A 25,458-nucleotide genomic window follows, 5' to 3' on the forward strand; every position below is an offset into this window, starting at 1 on the left:
TTCCGCGCCCTCCCGTTCAGTCGGTACAACCATGTACAGGTTGGTACACATCCAAAACCACGACTAAACAATGGATCTCGCGAGCAGCGCAGCGTCCGGGCTCGACCTTCCGCGTCCCGCTTTCCGGTCTGACTCTCCCCCGAAACGATGCTGAGCATCGAGCTCGGCTCGATCTGCTCCCGGAACCGATACACCTCGGACCCTGGACCGGTGATCGCCGAACTGATCGCGGCCGCCGGCGACCGAGTCGATATCCTGCAGCAGTCCGTCGGCTCCTGGATCGGCTAATACGAAGACGCCTACACGCTCACGCTCGCGACCGCGCTGCGCGATCTCCCACACCTCGAGCCGTGGATCCGCCGAAGGCGCGGCCCGGCGTGCACAGGCGGACCACCGCACGCCGGAAGCGCACGCGGGCGCCTCGTGGCCGCAGCGGCACGCCTAGGCTGGGATGATGCTCATCGCCCTGATCCGCCCCCCCACGAGACCAGCACCGTCGACGTAATCGGCACGACTCTCGAGGACGTGCAGACGCAGCTCGCCGCACACCGTCAGCCCGGGTTCGACCTCGCCGACGCCGCGGTGCGGATGCTGAAGGGCGAGGCGAAGATGGAAGCGGTCGGCACGTTCACCCGGGTCGACGGCATCCGTGAGATCGACGCCGACGACATGCCGGCGCTGCGGGCGAAGGTGCCCGACGGGTGGCGCATGCTCTCCGTGCGCCGCGCCTGAAACGACGAAGAACCCCCACCCGGCCCGAAGGCTAGGTGGGGGTCTTCGGCTCGCGAGAGGATCAGGGGAAGGTGCGCGCCGACCACCGCGCGCCTACGGCGCACGCGGGTGCCTCGTGGCCGCTGCGGCGAGTCCCTACGCCCGCTCGCGGTCCGATTCGTTAGTCGCTATCGATCCACCGGATCTCATTTTCGTCCGCGGGGTACCGACTGGCGGGATCCGTCTCGAGTTCCTCCACCAGGGGGACGATCACGTTCCACATCACCCACTCATCCGGGGCCTGTTCGAAGCTCCGCTCCGGATCATGCAGTGGCGTGCGGTAACCAAATGATTCACCGGCTGGCCCCGTCACGAGGAGCTCGAGCGTCTCGTGTTTTTCGGTGACCTCAAGCAACTTGAACTCACCAGGAAGAATCTGCGTGCCCCCCACCCTGGCCCACGCGGCTCGAACCGCGTCGACGACGCTAATGGATTCCATGAGACCGCCTTCCATATCATCCCGCCGCGTTGACTACCCACTGCGGGCACACCGTCACTCCGGCACAGTACGCGGTGATCAAACCCTTGTGATAGTTATCGCCGATTATGACCTGGTCGCGAACGACTCGATCAACGAGTTCCCTGAAGGCGATGACGCCGACTACGACCACGCTTGAACATGCACAACCGAGGGGGTTCCGCATGGATGTCTGGCAGCTCGCCGATGATCTCGGCCTCACAGTCCGCGAACGACGCGGCATGCACCGGAGCGGTTACGCTCCCGGCGACGACCACATCGATCTGACGCCGGGCATGCGCGGCCGGATCCTCCGAGGGGTCATCTGCCACGAGATCGGGCATCACGTGCTCGGTCATCGACCGACGGAGTTCGGACTCATCCGGAAGCGCCAAGAGCAATCCGCTAACGTCTGGGCTGCGCACACGCTTATCACCCCGGACGCCTACGCAGAAGCCGAGCAGCACCGGAACGGGCACATCACGTCGATGGCGATCGAGCTGAACGTGCCCGACGAGCTCGTCGCGATCTATCGCAGCACGCTGCTGCGCACCGACCAGGCGACCTATGTCCGTCCGCGCATGGGCGCCGCGCAGTTCGACCATCGCGTCGAGGTGGCGTAGTGCCCCGTCCGCCTCTTGAGCTTGAGACGTGGGGTCGCATCCGTCGCACCACCGTGAAGGGGAAGCCGACCGCGGTGGCCTACTACCGAGACTCGGACGGCATCACGCGCCTCATGCAGCGACAGGGCCGCACGGCTCCGGATGCCGAGCGCGTGCTGATCAAGGCGCTGAAGAAGCGGCTGGCTCCGGCGAGCGAGATGCTCACGCCAGATTCGGCCGTGCGCGAGCTCGCGGCGATGTGGCTCGACTCGAAGTCCAGGCTGGCCGAGGGGTCGATCCGCATCTACAAGAACGCGATCGAGAAGCACATCACCCCTGGCCTCGGCGCCGTCCGCCTGAGCGAGATCAGCGTGCCGCGGCTTGATCGGTTCATCACCGCGCTGACGAAGTCCTCGGGGCCCCGCACCGCGACGACGGCGCACGTCGTGCTGCGAGGGATGTTCACGCTCGCCGCCCGTCACGGCGCGGTGCGGCCCAATCCGATGTCCGACGTCCCCGCGCCGGAGAAGGCGAAGCGCGCGGCCAGGAGATCCGCTCCGAACCTCGAGGTCGTGCGGGCGATGCGCAGCCGCTTCGAGGAGTGGGACGCTGGCACTGAACCGCGACCCGCCGACGACCGGCGACGTCGACGGCCGCGCGCGAGCGACCTCCTCGACACGACGGACATGATCATCGGCACCGGCGTCCGCACCGGCGAGCTGCTCGCACTCCAATGGGATCAGCTCGACCTCGATGCGAAGCTCGCCACCATCCGCCGGACGATCGCGCAGGACCGCGATGGCAAGTTCTTCGTTCAGGACTTCACGAAGACGGAGGCCGGCTACCGCGAGCTCGAGCTGCCCGACCATCTCGTGGACATGCTGCTGCGTCGACGGGTCGCGTCGTACTCGGCATTCGTCTTCGCATCCAGCGTCGGGACTTTCCGCCACCCGAATAACTACCGGACGTCGTGGCGCGACGCGCTGCGCGACACCGCCTGGAAGGGCACGACGCCCAAGAGCTTCCGAAAGACAGTCGCGACGGTCCTGCGCGATGAACTCGGCGTCGAGGCAGCGAAGGACCAGCTCGGTCACGAGTCGGAGCGCACGACGCTCAAGCACTACGCGGACCAGGTGCACCGCGGTCCGGCATCCGGACTTGTTCTGTCGAAGCTCTTCACCTGAAAACCATGGATAAACAACGAATCGCCCCGATTCTGTTAAGGAACCGGGGCGATTTTTTGTTCTCTGACTAGGCATTTCTTGTGCCGACTACAGGACTTGAACCTGCAACCCCCGTATTACAAGTACGGTGCGCTACCAATTGCGCCAAGTCGGCGGGCGCCCCCCAGCTTAGCGAGGGACGGTGATCAGCGACGACCTACGACGCGGGAGTCTCGGTGGGCGCAGGCTCCGTGGTCTCGGTGGGCGTCGGGGTCGCCGAGGGAGACGTCGACGGCGACGGGGTCTCGGTGGCGTAGTAGGCGTCGCTGGCGACGGTCAGCACGAACTGCGAGAACTCGCTCGGGTCGTCGAGAGCCCCCACATAGGCCTCGCCGTTGACCACGATCATCGGCGCCGCGGTGAGCACCAGATCGTCCGATCCGACGAGCGGACCCTCGAGGGCGCGCGAGGTGGCGTCCTTGGCCCAGGTCACGTAGTCCTGGTCCTCGATGCAGGAGCGGACGCTCTTCACATTGTCGGATCCGACCGCACCGGCGATGTCGGCCAGCTGCGCGTCGGAGAAGCCGTCGGTGTTCACCTCGGGCTGGTCGTCGAGAAGGTCGTGGTTGAAGGCGTAGAACTGGGCGGGCGAGTGCGTGGCGACGCACGCTGCCGCGGCCGCCGAGCGCAGCGAGTACTTCGTGCCGTTCGAGCTCGCGGTCAGCAGCGCGACCGGGTGGTACGTCACGGTGGCGGCCCCCTCGGAGATCCAGTTCACGAGCTGGCGGGCGTTGGCCCGCTCGAACTCGCCGGCATCCGGAGAGAGGTAGTCGACGTAGATGTGGATGTCGACCGTGCTCGACGTCGTCGGCGCGGGAGCGGGTGCCGTCTCGCCACCGGCGCCGGTGTCGTCCGGGTCGGGGGCGGTCGATGCCTCCGCCGCGACCGTGGTGGCGCTGATGTCGGAGACGAGGATGCCGTCGTGATCCATCCCCGCGGGCGTGAGCTGCGGCTTCGAGACCTGCGCCGAGACGGCGAGGGTGATCGCGGTGCCGATGGCACCCACGGCGACCACGGCGACGGCACCCAGGATGATCCGTCGCATCACGCGCGCCCTCGACTGCTGGGCGTGCACCTTCTGTGCCTTCTCCCGCACGGCCTCACGCGAATTGCGAGGGCTGGGGACGTTCGGCGTCTCGTCGCTCGACATCGTTCCTCTAGACAGTCTCAGGGGGGCAGGGTGGCCCCGGACGCCACTCGGGCGGCGAACGCCGCGGTAGGCGGCCGAGATCGATGCTAACCAGCCAGGCTGAGAAATACCCAGATGCACCCCCGTCTGCCATACTGATCGTGACCCGATGAGGGGTCACGGTGGAGTCCTCCACCGCTCTATCACTACGGATCGTCCGGCACGTACCTGCCGGTGAAGGAGAAACACAATGGCATCTGTGACTTTCGACGAGGCCACCCGCCTCTACCCGGGCGGAACCCGCCCGGCTGTCGACAAGCTCAACCTCGAGGTCGCTGACGGCGAGTTCCTCGTCCTCGTCGGCCCCTCCGGCTGCGGAAAGTCCACCTCGCTGCGCATGCTCGCCGGCCTCGAAGAGGTCAACGCAGGCCGCATCCTCATCGGCGACCGCGACGTCACCGACGTCCCGCCGAAGGACCGCGACATCGCGATGGTGTTCCAGAACTACGCGCTGTACCCGCACATGACCGTCGCCGAGAACATGGGCTTCGCGCTCAAGATCGCCGGCGTCGGCAAGGAGGAGCGCGCGACCCGCGTCCTCGAGGCCGCGAAGCTCCTCGACCTCGAGGAGTACCTGACCCGCAAGCCGAAGGCCCTCTCGGGTGGTCAGCGTCAGCGTGTCGCGATGGGCCGCGCGATCGTGCGTCAGCCGCAGGTCTTCCTCATGGACGAGCCGCTGTCGAACCTCGACGCCAAGCTCCGCGTCCAGACGCGTACGCAGATCGCGTCGCTGCAGCGTCGCCTCGGCGTCACCACGGTCTACGTCACCCACGACCAGACCGAGGCGCTCACGATGGGCGACCGCATCGCCGTGCTGAAGGACGGACTGCTCCAGCAGGTCGGTTCGCCGCGTGACCTGTACGAGAAGCCGGAGAACGTCTTCGTCGCCGGCTTCATCGGCTCCCCCGCCATGAACCTGTTCTCGGCAGATCTCGCTGAGGGCGGCATCCGCTTCGGCACCGAGGTCGTGCCGCTCGACCGCGACACGGTCGGCCGTGCCAACGGCTCGCAGGTCACGGTCGGCGTGCGCCCCGAGGACATCACGGTCGGCCCGGCCGACGGCAAGGGCCTCTCGGTCACCGTCGACCTGGTCGAGGAGCTCGGCGCCGACGGATACCTCTACGGTCACACCGAGATCAACGGCAAGCGCGCCGACCTCGTCGCTCGCGTCGACGGTCGCAGCCACCCGAACGCCGGCGAGACCGTCACCCTCGCCGCGAACGCGGGCCACGTGCACGCGTTCGACATCGAGTCGGGTGTCCGTCTGAACGACAAGCCGGTCGTCTCCGCCTGATCGGATCCACGGACGCGGCGCGGGCTGACTTCGGTCGCCCGCGCCGCTTCTGATTTCTCCCACCGTCTGGAGTCCCATGCAGGATGCGCTGCGGATCACCGCCAGCTCCGTCGACCCGGCGCTGCTCGCGCTGCCCTGGTCCACGACCCTGGCCAAATGGCCGTCCGAGCAGATCGTGTCGCTCCCCAAGGGACTCTCCCGGCATCTGGTGCGGTTCGCAGACCTGTCAGGACGTGTCGTCGCCGTCAAGGAGACGACCGACGAGATGGCGCGACGCGAGTACGAGATGCTCGGCAACCTCGCCCGCCTCGACGTGCCGTGCGTCGACAGGGTGGCGGTCATCGCGGGACGGACGGATGCCTCCGGAGAACCGCTTCCCGCCGCACTCGTCACCTCGCATCTGCGCTTCTCTATGCCGTACCGCGCGCTGTTCACCCGAGTGCTGCGCCCCGACACGGCCGACCGCCTGGTCGATGCCCTCGCCGTGCTGCTGGTGCGTCTGCACAACGTCGGCTTCTACTGGGGCGACGTCTCGCTGTCGAACACGCTGTTCCGACGTGACGCGGGCGCCTATGCGGCGTACCTCGTCGATGCCGAGACGGGCGAGCTGCATGAGGAGGGCCTGACCGACGGCCAGCGCTCCTACGACCTCGACCTCGCACGCACGAACATCGCCGGCGAGATCATGGACCTCGCCGCGGGCGGACGTCTCGAGCACGGCGTCGATGCGGTCGCGATCGCCGACGGCATCGTCTCCTCCTACCGCTCGCTGTGGGCCGAGCTCACGGTGCAGGAGTCCTTCGCCGCCGCCGAGACCTGGCGGATCACCGAACGCGTGGAGCGCCTGAACGCCCTCGGGTTCGACATCGACGAGATGTCGATGTCGACGACGTCCGACGGCACGGTCGTCGAGATCCAGCCGAAGGTCGTCGACGCCGGGCACCATCAGCGTCGCCTCATCCGCCTGACGGGGCTCGACGTCGAAGAGAATCAGGCACGTCGCCTGCTCAACGACCTCGACGAGTTCCGCGCTCGTTCGACCAAGCAGTGGTCCGACGAGGAGATGTACGCGCACGAGTGGCTGACGCGCGTGTTCGAGCCCGTGGTGCGGGCGATCCCCTACGAGCTGCGTGCCAAGCTCGAACCGGCCGAGGTGTTCCACCAGGTGCTCGAGCACCGGTGGTACCTGTCGCAGGCGCAGGGCCGGTCCGTGCCCCTCGCCGAAGTGCTCACGAGCTACATCAACGAGGTGCTGCGCCACAGACGTGACGAGGCGACCATCATGGGTCCTCCCACCGAGACGATGGGGCTGCCCGTGATCACCGGAGCGACCACGGTCTCCGACGACGAGGTCGACTGGCGCGACCTCGTCTGACGGCGTCCGCTCGGGTGATCAGTACCCGACGGTGAACCGCGCGCGGCGGTGCGCCGGACGCTCGATCTCGTCGACCACCGCGACAGCGAAGTCGGCGCCCGAGATGAAGGACTTGCCCTCGTCGTCTCGCACGATCACATCGCCGCCGTCACGGTAGTGACCGGTGCGCTCCCCCTCGGCCCACGGACCGAAGACCTCGGCGGGGTGCACGAAGAACCAGTCCAGCGACTCGTCGGTGCTCTCGAGCAGGGCGAGGGAATCGATTCCGACCTGGGCCTCGTGCTTGTACTCCTCGGGAAAGTCGAGGTCGAACAGGCGGGGTCCGCCGGGGGCGACGAGGCTGCCGCCGGCGCCGCCCACGACGCCCAGACGCGTTCGCGCACCGTCGAGCTCGGCGATGACGACGCGCAGCGCGTCGAGCACCCGATCTGTCATGTCGCCACGCGGAGAGAGGGCCGAGACGACGGCATCCGCTCCGTCGAAGGCGCTCGCGAGCGAGCCCTTCTCGAGGGCGGAACCCTGCACGTACGAGGCGCCCTGCACCGCGTCGGACGGAGTGGATCGGGAGACCGCGATGACCTCGTGACCGCGGTTCACCGCCTCGGCGACGATGTGGCGTCCGGCGTAGCCGGTCCCTCCGAGGACGACGATGCGTGCCATGTGCTTCTCCCCTACTTTTTCGCGTTGCGGATGGTCGACACCTGGTACAGCGCGACGGAGGTCGCGATCCCGGCGTTGAGCGACTCGGTCACCGCAGAGATCGGGATCGAGACGATCTGGTCGCAGGTCTCGGCGACGAGGCGCGACAGCCCCTTGCCCTCGGAGCCCGTGACGATCACGACGGGGCGATCGGCCAGCTGCAGCTCCGGCAGCAGCACGTCGCCGTCGCCGTCGAGTCCGAGCACGAACACGCCCTGCTTCTTGAACTCCTTGAGCTGCGTCGTCAGGTTGGTGGCGAGAGCCACCGGAACCCGGGCCGCCGCACCGGCGCTGGTCTTCCAGGCCGCGGAGTTCACTCCGGCCGAGCGGCGCTGCGGCAGGATGATGCCGTGGCCGCCGAACGCACCGGTCGAGCGGATGATCGCACCGAGGTTGCGCGGGTCGGTGATGCCGTCGAGAGCGACGAACAGCGGGACCTCGCCCCGGTCGATGACCGCCTCGAGGAGGTCCTGCGGGTGCGCGTACTCGTACGGCGGCACCTTGACGGCCACGCCCTGGTGCACGCCGTCGAACCCGGCCATGCGGTCGAGCTCCTGACGTGTCACCTCGAGCACCGGGATGCCCCGGTTCGTGGCGATCGACAGCATCTCCTTGACGCGGTCGTCCATCTCGACGCGCTGGGCGATGTAGAACGCCGAGGCCGGGATCTTCGCGCGCAGGGCCTCGAGCACGGAGTTGCGGCCGGTGACGACCTCGACCTCGGTCGTGTTGTCCTTGGCGCGTGCCGACCTGTTCGGGTTGCCGCCCGAGGTCTGACGCTGTCCCGGCTTGCCCTTCCCGCCCGATGCGGCGTAGCGCTCGGCCGCGGCCTTGCGCTTGCCCGCAGGATGCCAGGCGCGGTCCTCCGCCTTCGGGGTCGGTCCACGCCCCTCGAGGGACTTGCGTCCCATTCCACCGGTGCCCTTGGTGGGGCCCTTCTTGTTTCCCTTGTTCGCGCCGGGGCGCTGTGGCTTAGCCATCGATACTCCAATGAGTTCCGGCCGGAGAATCCTCCAGCGTGATTCCAGCAGCGGCGATCGCATCACGGATGCGATCGGCCGCGGCCCAGTCCTTGTCAGCGCGCGCCTGCGCGCGCTGGGTGATCATCGTCTGCACGAGCGCGTCGAGAGCGGATGCCGTGGCACCGTCGCCCCGCGCCCCGCCGACGAGGTCGAATCCGAGCACATCGAGCATCGCGAGCACCTCGTGCCGCGCCGTCGCCGCTGCGTCGGTGTCGCCGGCATCGAGCGCCGCATTCCCTGTACGCACGGTCTCGTGCACGACTCCCAAGGCCTGCGGGATGCCGAGGTCGTCGTCCATCGCCGCGCCGAAGGCCTCGGGAACCGGAGTCGGCTCCGCCCATCCGAAGGTCTTGGGGAGAGTGCGCTCCGCGCGCTCCACGAAAGTCCGGATGCGCCCCAGCGCCGCCTCGGCCTCTGCCCATGACGACTCGGTGAGGTCGAGGCTCGAACGGTAGTGCGCGGCGGCGAGCGCGTAACGGATCACGAGCGGATCGTGCCCGGCGAGAACGTCGCGCGCGAGCGTGAAGTTGCCGAGCGACTTCGACATCTTCTGCCCGCCGACGGTCACGAGGCCGTTGTGCACCCAGTAGTTGGCGAAGCCGTCGCCCGCGGCCGTCGACTGTGCGAGCTCGTTCTCGTGGTGCGGGAACCGCAGGTCGAGACCGCCACCGTGGATGTCGAACTCCGGTCCGAGATAGCGCTTCGACATCGCGGAGCACTCGATGTGCCAGCCGGGACGCCCCGCGCCCCAGGGCGACTGCCAGGTCGCATCCGCCTGTTCGTCGGCCTTCGCGCCCTTCCACAGCGCGAAGTCCTGCGGATTGCGCTTGCCGCGGGGATCCGCGTCCTCGGCGGCCTCCATCGCGTCGACCGACTGGTTGGTGAGCTCGCCGTACCGCGACCACGAGCGCACGTCGAAGTAGACGTCGCCCGAGCCGTCGGGCGCGGGATACGCGTGGCCGCGTTCGATGAGGGTCTCGATGAGCTCCTGCATCTGCGGGATCGAGGCCGTCGCCCGAGGTTCGTAGGTCGGAGCGAGGATGCCGACGCCGGCGTACGCCGCCGTGAACTCCTGCTCCATCCGGTACGCCAGCGCCCACCAGGGCTCGGCGTCCGTCGCGTTCGCCAGCACCTTGTCGTCGATGTCGGTGACGTTGCGCACGAAGGTGACGCGACCGTACCGGTGCGCCAGCCAGCGCCGCAGCAGGTCGAAGCTCAACGCCGCCCGCACGTGCCCGATGTGCGGGCCGGACTGCACCGTGGGTCCGCAGACGTACATCGTGATGTTCTCGGGATCGAGAGGCACGAAGTCGCGCAGCTGCTGTGCGCGGGTGTCGTAGAGGCGGAGTGTCACCGCACAAGCTTACCGGGCGCCGGAATCCGAAGACTGGGCGGTCTCGCACCGGATCACGATCTGCGGATGCCGTCACGTTCAGCAGTGCGGATGGGCCGCACGCTCCGCGGAACGGGACACCGTCCGCAGATCGGGCGGACGGTCGTGCCCGCGTTCAGTCGACCGGGAAGACCTGCCCCGTCTGCACGCCGAGCACGCTCTTCGCGAAGGCCTGACCGACTCGATACGACGACACGGGAACGAACCCGGGGAACGACGAGTGATACGCCGGCGCGTCCTCCAGCACCGACGGGCTCACGGCGTTGATGCGGATGCCGCGTGGCAGCTCGGCCGCGGCGGCCACGACGAACGATTCGACGGCCCCGTTCGCCATCGAGGCAGCGGCTCCGGTCGCGATCGGCTCGCGGGCGAGGATGCCGGAGGTCAGCGTGATCGAGCCGCCGTCGCGCACGAACGGCGTGCCGATGCGCACGACCTCGAGCTGCGACAGCACCTTGCCGCGGAACGCCGACTCGTGGGCGTCGCGCCCCAGATCGGCCAGCGGGGCGAACGGCACCTCTCCGACGGCGACGATCACGGCATCCACCTGACCGACCGAGGCGAAGAGCCGCTCGATCGACGCCGGGTCGGTGATGTCGACCGTCGGTTCGCCGCTGCGGGAGGCGGAGACGATCTCGTGCCCCTCGAGGGCGTCGACCGCTGTGCGGCCCACCTGTCCGGTGGCTCCGATGACCAGGATCCTCATGACATCTCCTTCTGCGCATGCGATCGCCGCACGCTGCTGTGTGCCCCAACGGGTGAGCCGACCGGGACATTCCCGGCATCCGGATGCTGCATCGTCAGACCGGGTGGATCATGGCGACCGCGGTGACCGCGACCCCTTCGCCACGGCCGGGGAAGCCCAGGCCGTCGGTGGTCGTGGCGGTGATCGCGACCGGGGCGCCCCCGAGTGCGTCCGACAGCACGCGCTCGGCCTCCGCCCGTCGGCCGCTGAAGCGGGGACGGTTGCTCTGGAACTGGGCCGACACGTTGCCGATCGTGAAGCCGGCCTCGGCGAGGATCTCCCTGGTCCGCGCGAGGAAGGCCTCGGCGTGGGCGCCCGCGTACTCGGGATGCGCGGTGCCGAAGTGCTCGCCGATGTCGCCGAGCCCTGCCGCACCGAGCAGCGCATCCACGATCGCATGCGCGACCGCGTCGCCGTCGGAGTGACCGGACAGCGCCGGCTCCCCCGGCCATTCGAGACCGGCCAGCCACAGCGACCCCTCTCCTCCGAAGGCGTGCACGTCGGTGCCGAGTCCCACCCTGGGGCCGCTCGAGGGCCGCGAGGACCGCTCCGTCATCGCCTCGGCGGGCGCGGCCTCGCGGGCGGCGAGCAGATGGCGGGCGCGTTCCAGGTCGTCCGGCGTCGTGATCTTGAAGCTTCGTGCCGACCCGGGGATCCGCCGCACGCGATGGCCCGCCGCCGCGAAGAGGGCCGCATCGTCGGTGTAGTCGATGCCGGATGCCGCGGCCGCCGCGTACGCGTCGTCGAGCAGCGCGCGGGGAAAGCCCTGCGGCGTCTGCGCGGCGGCCAGCTGCGAGCGATCGACCGGCGCGGTGATCGTGTCGCCGTCGACCCGCTTCAGGGTGTCGACCACCGGAAGGGCGGGGATGATCCCCGTCTCGCCGTCGACCGCCGCAGCCACCGCGTCGATCACTTCGGGGGGTGTCAGCGCCCGCGCGGCATCGTGCACGAGCACCCGCGTGACATCGCCCCACAGCGCGTCGAGCCCCGCGGCGACGGAGCGCTGACGGGTGTCGCCGCCCGTGACGACGCGTCCGAGGTCGATCCGGTCGCCCGCCGCCGCGCGCAGCTCCGTCTCGGCGTCGCCTTCGAACCCGGCGGGCGCGACGACGATCACCTGCGCCGGGGCGGCGGCGAAGACGCCCTCGAGCGCATGCCGCAGGATCGTGTGCGTGTCGATGCCGACGAACGCCTTGGGCGCTCCGGCATCCAGTCGGGTGCCGGAACCGGCGGCGACGACGAGGATCGCGGTGTCTGGGACGGGAAGCATGCTCACTCGATTCACGTTACCCGCGCGCACGAAAAAAGGCGGATGCCGAAGCATCCGCCTTCTCTCGAATCTCTCAGGAAGCGAGGACCTCGTCGAGCAGTGCGCCCGCCTTGTCCTCGTCGGTCTTCTCCGCGAGAGCCAGCTCGGAGATCAGGATCTGACGCGCCTTGGCCAGCATCCGCTTCTCTCCCGCAGACAGTCCGCGGTCCTGATCCCGACGCCACAGGTCGCGCACGACCTCGCTCACCTTGATGACATCGCCGGAGGCGAGTTTCTCGAGGTTCGCCTTGTAACGACGCGACCAGTTCGTGGGCTCCTCGGTGAACGGGGCGCGCAGCACCTCGAACACGTGATCGAGGCCTTCGCGGCCGATCACATCGCGGACCCCGACCAGATCGACGTTCTCAGCGGGCACCTCGATGATGAGGTCCCCCTGGGTGACGTTGAGCTTCAGGTATTTCTTCGCCTCACCCTTGATGATGCGCTCCTTGACCTCGATGATGGTCGCAGCGCCATGGTGCGGATAGACGACAGTCTCGCCAACCTCAAAAAGCATAAAAAATTGTCCTTTCGGCAACCTCAAGGATACCACAGGGAATATGCGCTAAGGTTCGCGCCCCTGCGTCCTCTGACCGCCCTCCGCATACGCATAGAATGGAGGCGGATATCCCGTCGGACCTCAGGAGGACCCGTGAAATCGCGCCTTGTTGCGTCTGCCGCCATCAGCGCCCTCGTCCTTCTGGGCGCGACCGGATGCACGTTCATCTCGCCGCAGGCGACCAAGATCGAGTACTCCGCGTCCGACGGCGTCAACGTCCTCGACTCCGACGGACCGATCGACGTCCGCAACGCCTTCATCGTCGCGTCGGAAGACGGCACCGTGGGCAACTTCATCGGGGCCGTCGTGAACCCGAGCTCCGAGAAGGCGACGCTGACGATCACCGTCGGCAACCTCGACCCTCTGACCGTCACGGTGCCCGCGGGCAAGACCCTCAGCTACGGCGCCGACCAGGAGCCGCTGCGGATCGAGGACCTCGACGCCAAGCCAGGATCGACCATCGAGATCCACTTCCAGTCCGGCGACGGCGCCGGCACCAAGACGGCCGTCCCTGTGCTCGACGGCACCCTGCCCTACTACTCCGACCTCGTCCCCGACGAGGCCGAGGCGACGCCCACGCCGACGCCGACCCCGAGCGACACCGCGGCTCCCGCCCCGGCGGAGTGATCGCACCACCACGCTGACGAGAGAGGCCGGCACCCCACGGGGTGCCGGCCTCTCTCGTCGGTGCGCGGTGAGCGCGGTCAGTTCTCGAAACGGTATCCGAGTCCGCGTACGGTCACGAGCATCACCGGCTCGCCCGGGTTCTCCTCGATGCGCGACCGGATGCGCTTGATGTGCACGTCGAGCGTCTTGGTGTCGCCGAAGTAGTCGCTGCCCCAGACCCGGTCGATCAGCTGCCCCCGGGTGAGCACGCGCCCGGAGTTGCGCATCAGCACCTCGAGCAGTTCGAACTCCTTCAGCGGCATGTTGATCTGCGCGCCGGCGACCGAGACCGTGTGCCTGTCGATGTCGAGCGAGACGCGGCCTCCGTCGAGCACGCGCTCGTCGAGCTCGCTGTCGGCCTGCACGACGCGGCGCAGCACCGCCCGCATCCTGGCCAGCAGCTCGCGCGACGAGTAGGGCTTGGTGACGTAGTCGTCGGCGCCGAGCTCCAGCCCGACGACGATGTCGACCTCCGAGTCCTTGGCCGTGACCATGATGATCGGCACGGCCGAGGTCGCCCGGATCTGGCGGCACACCTCGGTTCCCGGCATCCCCGGCAGCATCAGGTCGAGCAGCACCACGTCGGCGCCGCGCTCGCGGAACGCCGTGAGCGCGCCGGGGCCGTCTTCGGCGATCTCCACCTCGTACCCTTCGCGGCGCATCAGGTACGCGAGCGGGTCGGCGAGGTCGGGCTCGTCTTCGACGAGAAGGATGCGTGTCATTCGTGCTCTCCGTTTCGGACGCGGGCCGCGGCCTTCGCCGCCTTGCGCTCGCGCTTCTTGTTCTTCTTGTCCGTGTCGATCCTCGGGGGAGCATCGATCCTCGGCAGCCGGATGGTGAAGGTCGATCCTCGGCCGGGGCGCGACCACAGCCGCACCTCGCCCCCGTGCCGCTGGGTCGCGTGCTTGACGATCGCGAGCCCCAGGCCCGTGCCTCCGGTGCGACGCGAGCGCGCCTCGTCCGCACGGTAGAAGCGCTCGAAGATCCGCTCGCGGTCGCTCTCGGCGATGCCGATGCCCTGGTCGGACACCGCGATCTCGACGACGTCGTCGACGACCTTCACGCCGATGCCGACCCGGGAGCCCTTCGGCGAGTATGCGACGGCATTGGCGATGAGGTTGCCGAAGGCCTCGATGAGGATCTGGGAGTCGCCGCGCACCCAGGCGCCGCGGTCGCCGCCGCGCGCGATCTCCACGCCCGCGGAGTCCGCCTGCACGACGTGCGCCTCGAACGCGGTGGCGAGCACCTCGTCGATCGCGACGGGCCGCACGTCGGAGAGAGCGTCCTCCGCCTGGAGGCGGGAGAGGCTCATGATGCGACCGGTGAGCTGACCGAGCCGAGACGCCTCGGCGGAGATGCGGGAGGCGAAATGACGCACCTGCGCCGGATCGTCGGCCGCAGACTCGATCGCCTCGGCGAGCAGCGTGACCGCGCCGACCGGTGTCTTCAGCTCATGGCTCGTGTTGGCCACGAAGTCCCTGCGCATCTGGTCGAGGCGCTCCTGCTCGGTGACGTCGCGGATGATCAGCAGCGTCATCCGCGGACTGATCACGCTCGCGCGAGCCGACACCAGACGCGGGTCGAGGCTGAGGCCGCCGCGGGTCAGACGCAGCGACTCGGAGGCGGACCCGCCCTCGGCGCGCCCGCCCCGCACGAGCTGGCGCAGCTCCGGATTCTCGAGAGGAGCACCGACCTCGATGCCGAAGCGCGATGCCGCCCTGGAGGCCGCGAGGACGAGACCGGAGGAGTCGACGACGCAGGCCGCGTCGTCCATGCTGCCCAGCACCGCGGTGACGCCGTCGGGGACGACCAGCGAGGATTCGTCGGCGACCCGGGCCCTCGCGCGGTACGCCCACGCCACGAGGAGGGAGAGTCCGACACCGATCGCGAGGCCGACGGCCAGTGCGAGCAGCGCGATCTGCGGCAGGGTCATACCCTCAGCGTAGAGGGCGTTCACCCGCTATTCGGCGGGTTCGCCCGCGCTGGCCACAAGGCGAGAAGTACTATTCACGTGCTGGGCACCGTTCGTTAACCTTCGAAGCAGACAATCGCTTTCGGGCCTGTGCGGGAGCGCTGTGCTCTCCCCGCGCGGACGACCCAGCCGTCTCGCGTTGACACCACAGCCGAGACCCGAACGAAAGGTTGCGCCGACATGCGCGAAGTCTTCCATCAGTCCCTCGAGGACCTGCAGTCCCAGCTCGTGGAGATCGCCGACCTCGTCACGGTCTCGATCGACAAGGCCACCCGCTCGTTCGCCACGAGCGACGTCGAGCTGGCCGAGGAGGTCATCGCCGACGACGCCAAGATCGACGAGCTCGCCGTCGCCCTCGACGAGCAGGCCATCGAGATCCTCGCCCGCCAGCAGCCGGTCGCCCGCGACCTCCGCGTGGTCGTCACCGCACTGCGCGTCAGCGCGTCGCTCGAACGCATGGGCGACATGTCCGAGCACATCGCGCAGCTCGCGCGCCTGCGCTTCCCCGAGCGCGCGATCCCGAAGGGCCTCAAGGGCACCTTCACGAAGATGGGCGAGCTGGACGTCGAGATCTCCCGCACCCTCTCCGAGCTGCTGCGCACGCAGGACCTGAAGCTCGCCGACACCATCCGCAACACCGACGACGACATCGACGAGCTGCACGCGAGCGTGTTCGAGAAGGTGCTCAGCGACAACTGGAAGGGCGAGGCCACCGCGACGGTCGACGCCACGCTCGCCAGCCGCTACCACGAGCGCTTCGCCGACCACGCGGTCGCCGTCGCCAAGAAGGTCATCTACCTGGCGACCGGAGACTGGCGCATCGAGGAAGAGGACATCGCCCTCGCGATCGAGCAGCAGCGGGAGCTCGGGCACGCCTGATCCTGGCCCGGATGCACCGAGGGGGCGGATGCTGACTGCATCCGCCCCCTCGCTGTGTCCGGGCTGTTTCCTGCCCTGGGCTTTTTCCTGCCCTGGGCTTTTTCCTGCCCTGGGCTTTTTCCTGCCCTGGGCTACTTCTTGCCCTGGGCGGCGACCGCCGCCGCGCCGGCCGCAGCGGCCTCGGGGTCGAGGTAGCGACCCGGCCCGGTCGGGACGTTGTTCTCGTCCAGCTCGTACACGAGCGGGATGCCGGTGGGGATGTTCAGCTCGGCGATGTCGTCGTCGCTGATGCCCTCGAGGTGCTTCACCAGGCCGCGGAGGGAGTTGCCGTGGGCCGTGACGAGAACCGTCTTGCCCGCCTCGAGGTCGGGAACGATCGCGCTCTCCCAGTACGGCAGCAGACGGTCGATGACGAGCTTCAGCGACTCGGTGCGCGGCACCTCGCCGTCGATGCCCGCGTAGCGCGCGTCGTGGACCTGACTGAACTCGCTGTCGTCGTCGAGCACGGGCGGCGGCACGTCGAACGATCGACGCCACAGCTGGAACTGCTCGGGACCGAATTCCTCGAGGGTCTGCGCCTTGTCCTTGCCCTGCAGGGCGCCGTAGTGACGCTCGTTCAGCCTCCACGAGCGCGTGACCGGGATCCACAGACGGTCGGCGGCATCCAGCGCGATGTTCGCGGTCTGGATCGCACGGCTGAGCAGCGAGGTGTGCAGGACATCGGGCAGGATGCCGGCCTCGGCGAGCAGCTCGCCTCCGCGCTTCGCCTCCTTCTCGCCCTGCGCGTTGAGTCGGACGTCCACCCAACCGGTGAAGAGGTTCAGTTCGTTCCACTCGCTCCGGCCGTGACGGAGCAGGATCAGGGTGCGCTTCGAAGTCATGGCATCAGTTTATCGGCGCAGCCCGGCACGTGTACGCCCGCGCCCTGCGAGGATTGACGCATGGCGTCATCTCCTCTCGGTCGGCCGACCCGCGGCACCACCGGGACGAACCGACTCCGCCGGAACGACCGCTGGATCGCTGCGAGCACCGCCTTCCGCCGCGCCGAGGATCCACTCGTCGTCGATCTGGGCTTCGGGGCGAGCGGCGTCACCGCGTTCGAGCTCGCGACCCGATTGCAGCGCGTGCGCCCGGACGCCGAGGTGCGTGGCCTCGAGATCGACCCCGCGCGCGTGCAGACCGCGACCCGGCAGCTCGCCGAGGTGCACGCCGGCCGCACGCCGTTCTCCCCCGAGCTGCGGGTGTCCTTCGACCGCGGCGGCTTCGAGGTGCCGCTGCCGGCCGGCCGTCGTCCCGCGCTGATCCGCGCCATGAACGTGCTGCGGCAGTACGACGAGGCCGATGTGGCGACGGCCTGGCGCACGATGGCCGCGCGTCTCTCACCCGGTGGCCTGCTGATCGAGGGCACGTGCGACGAGATCGGTCGCGTGTCGAGCTGGATCGACGTGGATCCGACGGGAGCACCGCAGCGGTTCACGATCTCGCTGCGTCTGGCCGATCTCGAGCATCCGAGCATCGTCGCGGAACGACTCCCCAAGGCACTGATCCATCGCAACGTGCCCGGCGAGCGGGTGCACGCGCTGCTCCTCGACCTCGATCGCGAGTGGGCGCGCGCTGCTCCGCTGTCGACCTTCGGGGCCACCCAGAGGTTCCTCGCTGCCGTCGGTGCGCTGCGCGAGCAGGGGTGGCCGGTGCTCGGCGGCAAGAGCCGCTGGCGCCTGGGCGAGCTCACGCTGCCCTGGCACGCGGTCGCGCCGCTCGGGTGAGCGCTCAGCCCGCCTGACGAGGGTCCGGTGCGCTGGGACGTCGCGACAGACGGGTCAGCCGCGGGATGTCGGCGGTGGCACCGGCGTCGGCCGGCACGATGACCTGCTGCGTCGCCGCCACGTCGACGCCGTCGGACCTCACCACGAGATCGCCGACCGGCGTGCGGCGCGACAGGATCGCGAGGGCGATGGGACCGTCTTCGTGGTGGCGGGCGACCGAGGTCACCTGACCGACCTCGTCGTCTCCGGCGAACACCGGATCACCGACCGCGGGCAGCACCGCCTCGCTGCCGTCGAGGTGCAACGCGGCGAGGCGGCGAGGGGGGTGGCCGAGGTTGTGCACCTTCGCCACCGTCTCCTGCCCCCGGTAGCAGCCCTTGTTCAGGTGCACGGCGGTGCGGATCCAATCGGACTCGTGCGGCAACGACCTCTCATCGACCTCCGCGGACCAGCGCGGACGCCATGCGGCGACGCGCAGCGCCTCGGCGGCGAGGAGTCCCGCGAGCTGGTCGGCGGCGAGCGTCTTCGCGAGGGCATCGGAGCTCTCGCGCTCGAGGATCGCCACCCGCCAGGCGAGCGACGCCCCCGGGTGCTCGGCGATCTCGGCGTACTGATGCCCGCCGGCGCTCACGGCGTGCCACGGGTCCACCCAGACGAGCGGAACGCCCGACGGAGCGGATGCCGCGGCGAGCGCCAGCTCGGCCGCGACGCCCCCGTCGACGAAGCCCAGCAGCACGAGGTCGGGGCGCACGGTCACGGTGGCCTGCGTGCGGAACTTCATGCGTGTCAGCCAGGTCGCGAGGGCGTCGGCGTCGCCGGCGTCCGCGATGAGCCAGGTCGACGACCCGTCGTCCACCACACCGGCCGCGTGCTCCACTCTTCCCTGGGGGTCGAGCACCAGCAGCTCGGTGCTCTCGCCTGCGGAGAGTCGCCCGACCGCCTGGGAGGTGATCGAGTCGAGCCAGCTCAGACGCTCGGGTCCGGCGACCTCGATGACCGTGCGGTCGTCGAGCGGCGCCACCGCCGCACCGGCGGCGAGTCGGCGCTGCTCGCGGAACGCGTCTCCGAAATGGGAGATCCCCGTCTCGTCGGCGACGGCACCGGGGATGTCGGTGAAACCGGTCATGTCAGACCTTCGCCAGGCGGGCCGACGCGTGCGAGCGCATCGTGGTTCCGAGGGCGGCGATGTCCCACGCCCACAGCAGATGGTTGTCGACGAGGCCGTACATGCGTGTGGCCGCGCCGTACTCCTTGGCACCGGCGCCGCGGACGATCGCGTCGGAGGCGATGTCGATGCGCGGACCGGCGATCTCCCCGAGGTAGAGCTCCAGCATCCCGTCGGAGTGGGCGATCGAGACTTCGATGGGGAAGCCGCCCGAGGGGGCACGGAGGGCCTCGACGTCGTCGACCCCGCGGGTCACGGCGGCGGCGCGCGGCGGCAGCAGCGCGGGTCCGGCGTCGGCGTCGGTCGCAGGCCGGGAGAGGCGCCAGAATCCGGTCTCGGCGACGAGGGGGATCGACTCCTCGCCGTCGTCACCGGCGAGGACGGCGGTCGCCGCGTAGTTGAGGAAGGCTCCGCCGTCGTGGCTGAAGCTCACCCGATGGGTGAACTCGCCCTGCAGACGATCGTCACCGACGGGGTAGTCGATGACGCCGGTGCCCTCCCAGACGCCGAGGAGCCACGAGAGCGGCGCGAGGTCGGCGGGGAGATCGGTGGGCAGCTCGAGCACGACGCTCAGCGCTGACCGCGGAAGAGGTTGCGCAGCACGACGACCGAGACGAACACGATCGCGAGGCTCGCCAGGCCGAGCAGGCCGATGAAGAAGAGTTCGAGCGCCAGGAGATCCATGTCGCCCACTTTACCCTCCGCGCGCACGGGTGTCTCCCGGGCGGGTCGGATGTCTCGCGGACGGGTCAGGTGACCAGCGCCGCCAGGCCGAATCCGATGGAGATGACGCCCATCAGCAGCAGCGCCCCGATCGTGCTCCCGCCGACGCGGAGGATGAACCCCTGCGTGCGCCCGTACCAGAGCTGCGTGGCGAAGGAGAGCAGGACGATCCCCCCGAATGCCACGATCAGCCAGGGGACGCGCCACTCCGACGAGACGAAGACGCCCACCCCGATGGACGCGACGACGGCGACCGCCCAGACGATGAGGACACCGACGAAGGCGTTACGCGGTGCGAGCGCAGGATCGGACATACCTCCATTGTCACCCATCCGCGCCCGGTATCATGGCGTCACGGCGTTCCCCGCCGTCCGGAAGGAGTGCGTGTGGCCCAGGTCCTGGTGTTGACCAATGCTCCGGTGTCGGAGATGGTCCTGCCCGCGCTCGAGCTTCTCAGCCACCGCGTGCGTCAGATCCCGGCCGAGCCCGCCCAGCTGGTGAGCGCTCCCGATTACGACATCGTGATCGTCGACGGCCGTCTCGACCTGGTCGGAGCCAAGTCGCTGTGCCGACTGCTGCGCGCGACGGGGCAGGATGCTCCGCTGCTGCTGGTGGTCACCGAGGGCGGCATGAGCGCACTGTCCGGAGAGTGGGGTATCGACGACGTGCTGCTCTCCACCGCGGGACCTGCCGAGACCGACGCCCGCGTGCGCCTCGCGCTCGCGCGCCGCGACGAGGTCGCCGAGCCCACTCGCGTGCAGGCCTCGGGCGTCACGATCGACGAGCAGTCGTACTCGGCGAAGCTGCGGGGGCGCCCGCTGGATCTCACGTACAAGGAGTTCCAGCTGCTGCACTTCCTCGCGACGCACCCCTCGCGGGTCTTCACCCGCGAGCAGCTGCTCAGCGAGGTCTGGGGCTACGACTACTTCGGCGGCACCCGCACGGTCGACGTGCACGTGCGCCGACTGCGCGCCAAGCTCGGCGATCAGGAGCAGATCATCGGCACCGTGCGCAACGTGGGGTACCGGTTCAACGTCCACGACGACGAGACGGTCGCCGCCACGGTGTGACCCGGCCGCGCCCGTTCACGCGCGCGTCACCTCACGGTGCTTAGATGTACCCCATGATCGATCCCGCTCTCGCCGACGCTGGTCTCGGTGACGCTGAAGATGATGACTTCGATGCCACCGAGGCTCCTGACGCGCTGCTTCCCGACCACCGCTACCTCGATCGCGAGCTGAGCTGGCTCGCGTTCAACCAGCGGGTCCTCGAGCTTGCGGAGGATCCGTCGCTCCCCGAACTCGAGCGGGCCAACTTCCTGGCGATCTTCGCGAGCAACCTCGACGAGTTCTTCATGGTGCGCGTCGCGGGGCTCAAGCGCCGCATCGTCACCGGCCTCGCCGTGCCGACGAACATCGGGCGCTCACCCGCCGACGCGCTCGCCGACATCGCTCGCGAGGCGCACGCCCTGCAGCTGCGCCATGCGGATGCATGGAACTCGCTGGTGCGGCCGGCGCTGGCCGAGTCCGGCATCGAGATCACCGTGTGGTCCGAGCTCACCGACGAGGAGCGGGGCAAGCTCAGCGAGTACTTCGGAGCGCAGGTGTTCCCCGTCCTGATGCCGCTCGCCGTCGACCCGGCACACCCCTTCCCCTACATCTCGGGGCTGTCGCTCAACCTCGCCATCCGCATCCGCAACGCCCGCACGGGACGCCAGGAGTTCGCCCGCCTGAAGGTGCCGCCGATGCTGCCGCGCTTCGTCGAGGTGCCGGGCACGGGCGAGATCAAGCGCTTCCTCACTCTCGAGGAGCTCATCGCGAACCACCTCGGCGATCTGTTCCCCGGCATGGAGGTGCTCGATCACCACGCCTTCCGCCTCACCCGCAACGAAGACGTGGAGATCGAGGAGGACGAGAGCGAGAACCTCATCCAGGCGCTCGAGGCCGAGCTCCTGCGGCGCCGATTCGGTCCGCCGATCCGCCTCGAGATCACCGACGACATGGACGAGGTCACGATGGACCTCCTGGTCCGCGAGCTCGACATCACCGACAAGGAGATCTACCGCCTCCCCGGGCCGCTCGACCTCCGGGGTCTGTTCGACCTGTCGCGGATCGATCGCCCCGACCTGCGCTACCCGCCGCACCTGCCCACCACCGCGGTCGCCTTCCAGCCCACGGGCAGCAACACGCGCGCCGACATCTTCACCGCCATCCGCAAGTCCGACGTGCTGGTGCACCACCCGTACGAGTCGTTCACGACGAGCGTCGTGTCGTTCCTCGAGCAGGCGGCACGCGACCCGCACGTGCTCGCGATCAAGCAGACGCTCTACCGCACCTCCGGTGACAGCCCGATCGTCGAGGCGCTGATCGATGCCGCCGAGGCGGGAAAGCAGGTGCTCGCCCTCGTCGAGGTCAAGGCCCGCTTCGACGAGGCCAACAACATCGTCTGGGCGCGCAAGCTCGAGAAGGCCGGCGTGCACGTCGTGTACGGGCTCGTCGGGCTGAAGACCCACTGCAAGCTCGCGCTCGTGATCCGCGAGGAGGACGGCGTGCTGCGCCACTACTCGCACATCGGCACCGGCAACTACAACCCGAAGACGAGCCGCATCTACGAGGACTTCGGGCTCTTCACCACCGACGCGCAGGTGGGCAAGGACCTGACCCGACTGTTCAACGAGCTCAGCGGCTATGCGATCGAGAAGAAGTTCAAGCGCCTGCTCGTCGCTCCCCTGCACCTGCGCAAGGGGCTCGTGCGGCAGATCGATCACGAGCGCCGGAACGCCGAGAACGGAAAGCCCGCGAGCATCCGCATCAAGGTCAACTCGATGGTCGACGAAGAGGTGATCGACGCGCTGTACCGCGCGAGCGCCGCCGGAGTGAAGGTCGACGTCTGGGTGCGTGGCATCTGCAGCCTGCGCACCGACCTCGAGGGCATCAGCGACAACATCACGGTGCGCAGCATCCTCGGTCGCTACCTCGAGCACTCCCGGATCTTCGCGTTCCACAACGACGGCGACCCGCAGGTGTACATCGGCAGCGCCGACATGATGCACCGCAACCTCGATCGACGTGTCGAGGCGCTGGTGCGGGTCACCGACCCCGCGCACCTCAAGGACCTGCTCGACTTCTTCGACCTGGCCATGGACCCGCGCACCACCTCCTGGCACCTGGGGGCCGAGGGCGTGTGGACGCGGCACTCCGAGGATGCCGACGGCACCCCCCTCGTCGACCTGCAGGACAAGACCATGGGGTTGATCCAGCGACGTCGTCGCGCACGGTCGGTCCGATGAGCTCGCCGTCGACGGCCCAGGCGGCGCGGTCGAAGTGGACGGACAAGGCCGTGTACGCGGCCGGTGCCGTCGTCTGGCGCCTGATCGACGGCAAGCTGCGGATCCTGCTCATCCACCGCACGAAGTACCGCGACATCACGCTGCCCAAGGGCAAGGTCGATCCCGGCGAGATGCTCGCGGAGACCGCCGTGCGCGAAGTGCATGAGGAGACCGGCATCCGGGTGTCCCTCGGTGTGCCGGTCGGGGTCAGCCGCTACCACCTGCCGTCGAAGAAGCAGAAGGTCGTGCACTACTGGGCGGCCGAGGCCACGGCCGACGCCATCCGCGCCTCGACCTTCGTGCCCAATCGCGAGATCGCCGCCCTCGAATGGGTCAGCATCAAGAAGGCGCGTGCGCGCCTGAGCTACCCGGTCGACCTCGAGATCCTCGATTTCTTCGCCAACCTCGTCGACGACGGGGTGCTGCGGACCTTTCCCGTGATCGCGCTGCGTCACGCCAAGGCGCTGTCCCGCTCGGACTGGGACGGTGCCGATGCCGCGCGTCCGCTGACGGAGCGCGGCCAGCACCAGGCGTCGTCGATCGTCGGGCCGCTGCGCGCCTTCGGCGTGCGCAAGATCGTCACCAGCGATGCGGTGCGGTGCGTGCAGACCGTCGCGCCCCTGGCCGCCGCCCTCGACCGCAAGAAGGTGAAGACCGAGGCGATCAGTCAGGACGCCTGGGAGGAGGGTCGCGACGACCTCCGCTCCGTGGTCGGCCGCCGCGTCCGCTCGGGAAAGCCCGCGGTGCTGTGCAGCCACGGGCCCGTGCTCCCCGGCATCCTCACCGAGCTCGCGCTGGCCACCGGCACCATCCGCGGATCGTACGTGAGCAGCGCCGCAGCCCTCGAGCCCGCCGCGTTCTCCGTCGTCCACCTCTCCGCGACGAATCCCGGCTCCGGGATCATCGCGATCGAGACGCACATCCCCAAGGTCTGACCCCGACTCCGCCGGGATCCCGCGGATGGGCGCGGGACCCGCCCCAGAGAGTCGATCGCCGTTCACCTTCCGTTCACCTGTGCGGGAGAGTCTCGTTAACCGCCGCACCTAGCGTCACTGTGTGCCCTGCACCGGGCCCCACCCATCCAAGATCGAAGGATCCACAGTGAAGATCTCCCGAATCGCACGTATCGGCGCCATCGGCGCCGTCGCCGCTCTCGCACTCGCCGGCTGTGCCGCGAACGAAGGCGGCACCGGCGGCTCCACCGACGCCCCCACCGACTCCACCCTCTCCGGCACCATCGAGGCCACCGGCGCCTCGTCGCAGGAGGCCGCCCAGCAGTCCTGGGTCGCCGCGTTCCAGACCGCCAACCCCGACACGACGGTGAACTACACCGCGACGGGCTCGGGCACCGGCCGCGAGAACTTCATCGCCGGCTCCTCCAACTTCATCGGATCCGACCGCGCGTTCAACGCCGACGAGCTCGCCAAGGGCGGCTTCGGCTCCTGCGCATCCGACGAGATCGTCGAGATCCCGGTCTACATCTCCCCGGTCGCCGTCGCCTTCAACCTCGACGGAATCGACGAGCTGAACCTCGACGGCGAGACCATCGCCAAGATCTTCGCCGGCACGATCACCCAGTGGAACGACCCGGCCATCGCCTCGCAGAACGAGGGCGTCGACCTTCCGGACCAGGCGATCGTCACCGTGCACCGCTCGGACCCCTCGGGCACGCAGGAGACCTTCACCAAGTACCTCAGCGCCGTCGCCCCCGACGTGTGGACCTACGAGGCCAGCGACGAGTGGCCGCTGCAGACGGGCGAGGCCGGAGACGGCACCTCGGGAGTCGTCGACGCGATCACCAACGGCTCCGGCTACATCGGCTTCGCTGACGCGTCGCGCACCTCGGAGCTCGGCCAGGTGGCCGTCGAGGTCGAGGGCGACTACGTCCCCTACTCGGCAGACGCCGCCGCGGCGCTCGTCGAGGCATCGCCGCTCGAGGAGGGCCGGTCGGACCACGACCTCGCGTTCGCCGTCGACCCGGCCGCCGCACCCGCCGGCTCGTACCCGATCGCGCTCGTCTCGTACCTCATCGGCTGCGTCGACTACGACGACGCCGAGACCGCCGGCCTCGTGAAGGCGTACTTCGAGTACGTCTCGTCCGCCGAGGGTCAGGATGCCGCCGCCGAGGCTGCCGGCAGCGCGCCGATCTCGGACAGCCTGCGCGACCAGATCAGCACCGCTATCGACGCGATCGTCACGAAGTGACCGACGGCTCAGCCCACGGCTGAGCTCCGGTCCGACGCCCCCGGGTGTCGGTCGAGAGGACTCGACCGACACCCGGGGGCACCCGCATGAAAACCCTGAAAGTCCCTCAGAGCCTG

26 protein-coding genes and 1 tRNA gene are annotated in these 25,458 nt (G+C 69.0%); 12 read left to right on the top strand and 15 right to left on the bottom strand.

The window, feature by feature from the left end; translation table 11 throughout:
- The first annotated feature begins 525 nt into the window (after positions 1 to 525).
- The gene (locus DXT68_RS12400; RefSeq protein WP_244268190.1) at positions 526 to 732 is read left to right on the top strand and encodes a hypothetical protein; all 207 of its coding nucleotides are present in this window, start codon (positions 526 to 528) and stop codon (positions 730 to 732) included.
- Between the two features lie 160 nt (positions 733 to 892).
- Here DXT68_RS12400 and DXT68_RS12405 read toward each other — a convergent pair whose 3' ends face one another.
- Positions 893 to 1,210, bottom strand: a complete 318-nt coding sequence (locus DXT68_RS12405; RefSeq protein ID WP_045254322.1) for a hypothetical protein — start codon at positions 1,208 to 1,210, stop codon at positions 893 to 895.
- 203 nt (positions 1,211 to 1,413) lie between these two features.
- Between DXT68_RS12405 and DXT68_RS12410 the strand changes: the two genes are divergently transcribed.
- Together DXT68_RS12410 and DXT68_RS12415 are read left to right on the top strand one after the other, a co-directional pair.
- A complete protein-coding gene (locus DXT68_RS12410) occupies positions 1,414 to 1,851 on the top strand; it encodes an ImmA/IrrE family metallo-endopeptidase (protein WP_052677734.1) in 438 nt (145 codons plus the stop codon).
- A gap of 74 nt (positions 1,852 to 1,925) precedes the next feature.
- Complete coding sequence (locus DXT68_RS12415) at positions 1,926 to 3,014, top strand: tyrosine-type recombinase/integrase (protein ID WP_156149300.1); 1,089 nt, start codon at positions 1,926 to 1,928, stop codon at positions 3,012 to 3,014.
- An 81-nt stretch (positions 3,015 to 3,095) separates the two neighbouring features.
- On the opposite strand, the gene DXT68_RS12420 is transcribed toward DXT68_RS12415, so the two are convergent.
- A tRNA-Thr gene (locus DXT68_RS12420) sits at positions 3,096 to 3,168 on the bottom strand.
- 42 nt (positions 3,169 to 3,210) lie between these two features.
- Positions 3,211 to 4,203: a thioredoxin domain-containing protein gene (locus DXT68_RS12425; protein ID WP_045254320.1), complete on the bottom strand. Its 993-nt coding sequence runs from the start codon at positions 4,201 to 4,203 to the stop codon at positions 3,211 to 3,213.
- Between the two features lie 229 nt (positions 4,204 to 4,432).
- On the opposite strand from DXT68_RS12425, the gene DXT68_RS12430 reads away from it, so the two are divergent.
- Both DXT68_RS12430 and DXT68_RS12435 read left to right on the top strand, forming a co-directional pair.
- Positions 4,433 to 5,536 (top strand): ABC transporter ATP-binding protein, encoded by a 1,104-nt coding sequence (locus DXT68_RS12430; RefSeq protein ID WP_045254319.1) that lies wholly within the window; start codon positions 4,433 to 4,435, stop codon positions 5,534 to 5,536.
- 76 nt (positions 5,537 to 5,612) lie between these two features.
- Positions 5,613 to 6,911: a DUF4032 domain-containing protein gene (locus tag DXT68_RS12435; protein WP_045254318.1), complete on the top strand. Its 1,299-nt coding sequence runs from the start codon at positions 5,613 to 5,615 to the stop codon at positions 6,909 to 6,911.
- Between the two features lie 18 nt (positions 6,912 to 6,929).
- On the opposite strand, the gene DXT68_RS12440 is transcribed toward DXT68_RS12435, so the two are convergent.
- From DXT68_RS12440 to DXT68_RS12465, 6 genes are all read right to left on the bottom strand, one after another.
- The gene (locus DXT68_RS12440; protein WP_045254317.1) at positions 6,930 to 7,571 is read right to left on the bottom strand and encodes an NAD(P)-dependent oxidoreductase; all 642 of its coding nucleotides are present in this window, start codon (positions 7,569 to 7,571) and stop codon (positions 6,930 to 6,932) included.
- Between the two features lie 11 nt (positions 7,572 to 7,582).
- On the bottom strand, positions 7,583 to 8,590 hold the full coding sequence (gene rlmB, locus DXT68_RS12445; protein ID WP_045254316.1) for a 23S rRNA (guanosine(2251)-2'-O)-methyltransferase RlmB: 1,008 nt from the start codon (positions 8,588 to 8,590) through the stop codon (positions 7,583 to 7,585).
- A complete protein-coding gene (gene cysS, locus DXT68_RS12450; protein WP_045254315.1) occupies positions 8,583 to 9,986 on the bottom strand; it encodes a cysteine--tRNA ligase in 1,404 nt (467 codons plus the stop codon). Before cysS ends, rlmB begins: the two co-directional genes overlap by 8 nt.
- A 154-nt stretch (positions 9,987 to 10,140) precedes the next feature.
- Positions 10,141 to 10,731, bottom strand: coding sequence for a short chain dehydrogenase (locus DXT68_RS12455; RefSeq protein ID WP_045254314.1), 591 nt, complete (start codon positions 10,729 to 10,731; stop codon positions 10,141 to 10,143).
- A gap of 94 nt (positions 10,732 to 10,825) precedes the next feature.
- Positions 10,826 to 12,040, bottom strand: coding sequence for a 2-C-methyl-D-erythritol 4-phosphate cytidylyltransferase (gene ispD, locus DXT68_RS12460; RefSeq protein ID WP_045254313.1), 1,215 nt, complete (start codon positions 12,038 to 12,040; stop codon positions 10,826 to 10,828).
- A 73-nt stretch (positions 12,041 to 12,113) separates the two neighbouring features.
- Positions 12,114 to 12,596, bottom strand: a complete 483-nt coding sequence (locus DXT68_RS12465) for a CarD family transcriptional regulator (RefSeq protein WP_045254312.1) — start codon at positions 12,594 to 12,596, stop codon at positions 12,114 to 12,116.
- A 135-nt stretch (positions 12,597 to 12,731) separates the two neighbouring features.
- Here DXT68_RS12465 and DXT68_RS12470 point away from each other — a divergent pair, with 135 nt between their 5' ends.
- Positions 12,732 to 13,265, top strand: coding sequence for a hypothetical protein (locus DXT68_RS12470; protein WP_045254311.1), 534 nt, complete (start codon positions 12,732 to 12,734; stop codon positions 13,263 to 13,265).
- A 77-nt stretch (positions 13,266 to 13,342) separates the two neighbouring features.
- Here DXT68_RS12470 and DXT68_RS12475 read toward each other — a convergent pair whose 3' ends face one another.
- Both DXT68_RS12475 and DXT68_RS12480 read right to left on the bottom strand, forming a co-directional pair.
- Positions 13,343 to 14,026: a response regulator gene (locus DXT68_RS12475; protein WP_045254310.1), complete on the bottom strand. Its 684-nt coding sequence runs from the start codon at positions 14,024 to 14,026 to the stop codon at positions 13,343 to 13,345.
- Entirely contained in the window at positions 14,023 to 15,237 is a 1,215-nt protein-coding gene (locus DXT68_RS12480) for a sensor histidine kinase (protein WP_045254309.1), read from the bottom strand. The genes DXT68_RS12475 and DXT68_RS12480 overlap by 4 nt, the downstream gene beginning before the upstream one ends.
- Positions 15,238 to 15,456: 219 nt before the next feature.
- On the opposite strand from DXT68_RS12480, the gene phoU reads away from it, so the two are divergent.
- A complete protein-coding gene (gene phoU, locus DXT68_RS12485) occupies positions 15,457 to 16,155 on the top strand; it encodes a phosphate signaling complex protein PhoU (RefSeq protein WP_045254308.1) in 699 nt (232 codons plus the stop codon).
- A 131-nt stretch (positions 16,156 to 16,286) separates the two neighbouring features.
- Here the strand turns inward: phoU and DXT68_RS12490 are convergent, their stop codons facing one another.
- Positions 16,287 to 17,036: a phosphoglyceromutase gene (locus DXT68_RS12490; protein ID WP_045254307.1), complete on the bottom strand. Its 750-nt coding sequence runs from the start codon at positions 17,034 to 17,036 to the stop codon at positions 16,287 to 16,289.
- A gap of 60 nt (positions 17,037 to 17,096) precedes the next feature.
- On the opposite strand from DXT68_RS12490, the gene DXT68_RS12495 reads away from it, so the two are divergent.
- Entirely contained in the window at positions 17,097 to 17,921 is an 825-nt protein-coding gene (locus tag DXT68_RS12495) for a class I SAM-dependent methyltransferase (protein WP_045254306.1), read from the top strand.
- A gap of 4 nt (positions 17,922 to 17,925) precedes the next feature.
- On the opposite strand, the gene ygfZ is transcribed toward DXT68_RS12495, so the two are convergent.
- The 3 genes from ygfZ to DXT68_RS12510 form a co-directional block, all read right to left on the bottom strand.
- The gene (ygfZ, locus tag DXT68_RS12500; RefSeq protein ID WP_045254305.1) at positions 17,926 to 19,047 is read right to left on the bottom strand and encodes a CAF17-like 4Fe-4S cluster assembly/insertion protein YgfZ; all 1,122 of its coding nucleotides are present in this window, start codon (positions 19,045 to 19,047) and stop codon (positions 17,926 to 17,928) included.
- Between the two features lies 1 nt (position 19,048).
- The gene (locus tag DXT68_RS12505; RefSeq protein ID WP_045254304.1) at positions 19,049 to 19,651 is read right to left on the bottom strand and encodes a heme-binding beta-barrel domain-containing protein; all 603 of its coding nucleotides are present in this window, start codon (positions 19,649 to 19,651) and stop codon (positions 19,049 to 19,051) included.
- Between the two features lie 184 nt (positions 19,652 to 19,835).
- Entirely contained in the window at positions 19,836 to 20,123 is a 288-nt protein-coding gene (locus DXT68_RS12510) for a hypothetical protein (RefSeq protein WP_045254302.1), read from the bottom strand.
- Positions 20,124 to 20,195: 72 nt separating this feature from the next.
- Between DXT68_RS12510 and DXT68_RS12515 the strand changes: the two genes are divergently transcribed.
- The 4 genes from DXT68_RS12515 (at position 20,196) to pstS (ending at position 25,342) form a co-directional block, all read left to right on the top strand.
- Positions 20,196 to 20,879 (top strand): winged helix-turn-helix transcriptional regulator, encoded by a 684-nt coding sequence (locus tag DXT68_RS12515; RefSeq protein ID WP_045254301.1) that lies wholly within the window; start codon positions 20,196 to 20,198, stop codon positions 20,877 to 20,879.
- A gap of 53 nt (positions 20,880 to 20,932) precedes the next feature.
- Positions 20,933 to 23,098 carry an RNA degradosome polyphosphate kinase gene (locus DXT68_RS12520; RefSeq protein WP_045254355.1) on the top strand — a complete coding sequence of 722 codons (2,166 nt, stop codon included), beginning with the start codon at positions 20,933 to 20,935 and terminating at the stop codon, positions 23,096 to 23,098.
- Positions 23,095 to 24,072 carry an NUDIX hydrolase gene (locus DXT68_RS12525; RefSeq protein ID WP_045254300.1) on the top strand — a complete coding sequence of 326 codons (978 nt, stop codon included), beginning with the start codon at positions 23,095 to 23,097 and terminating at the stop codon, positions 24,070 to 24,072. The genes DXT68_RS12520 and DXT68_RS12525 overlap by 4 nt, the downstream gene beginning before the upstream one ends.
- A gap of 166 nt (positions 24,073 to 24,238) precedes the next feature.
- Positions 24,239 to 25,342 carry a phosphate ABC transporter substrate-binding protein PstS gene (gene pstS, locus DXT68_RS12530; RefSeq protein WP_045254299.1) on the top strand — a complete coding sequence of 368 codons (1,104 nt, stop codon included), beginning with the start codon at positions 24,239 to 24,241 and terminating at the stop codon, positions 25,340 to 25,342.
- The last annotated feature ends 116 nt before the right edge of the window (positions 25,343 to 25,458 follow it).

It is taken from the genome of Microbacterium foliorum, from assembly GCF_003367705.1.
Classification (GTDB): domain Bacteria; phylum Actinomycetota; class Actinomycetes; order Actinomycetales; family Microbacteriaceae; genus Microbacterium; species Microbacterium foliorum.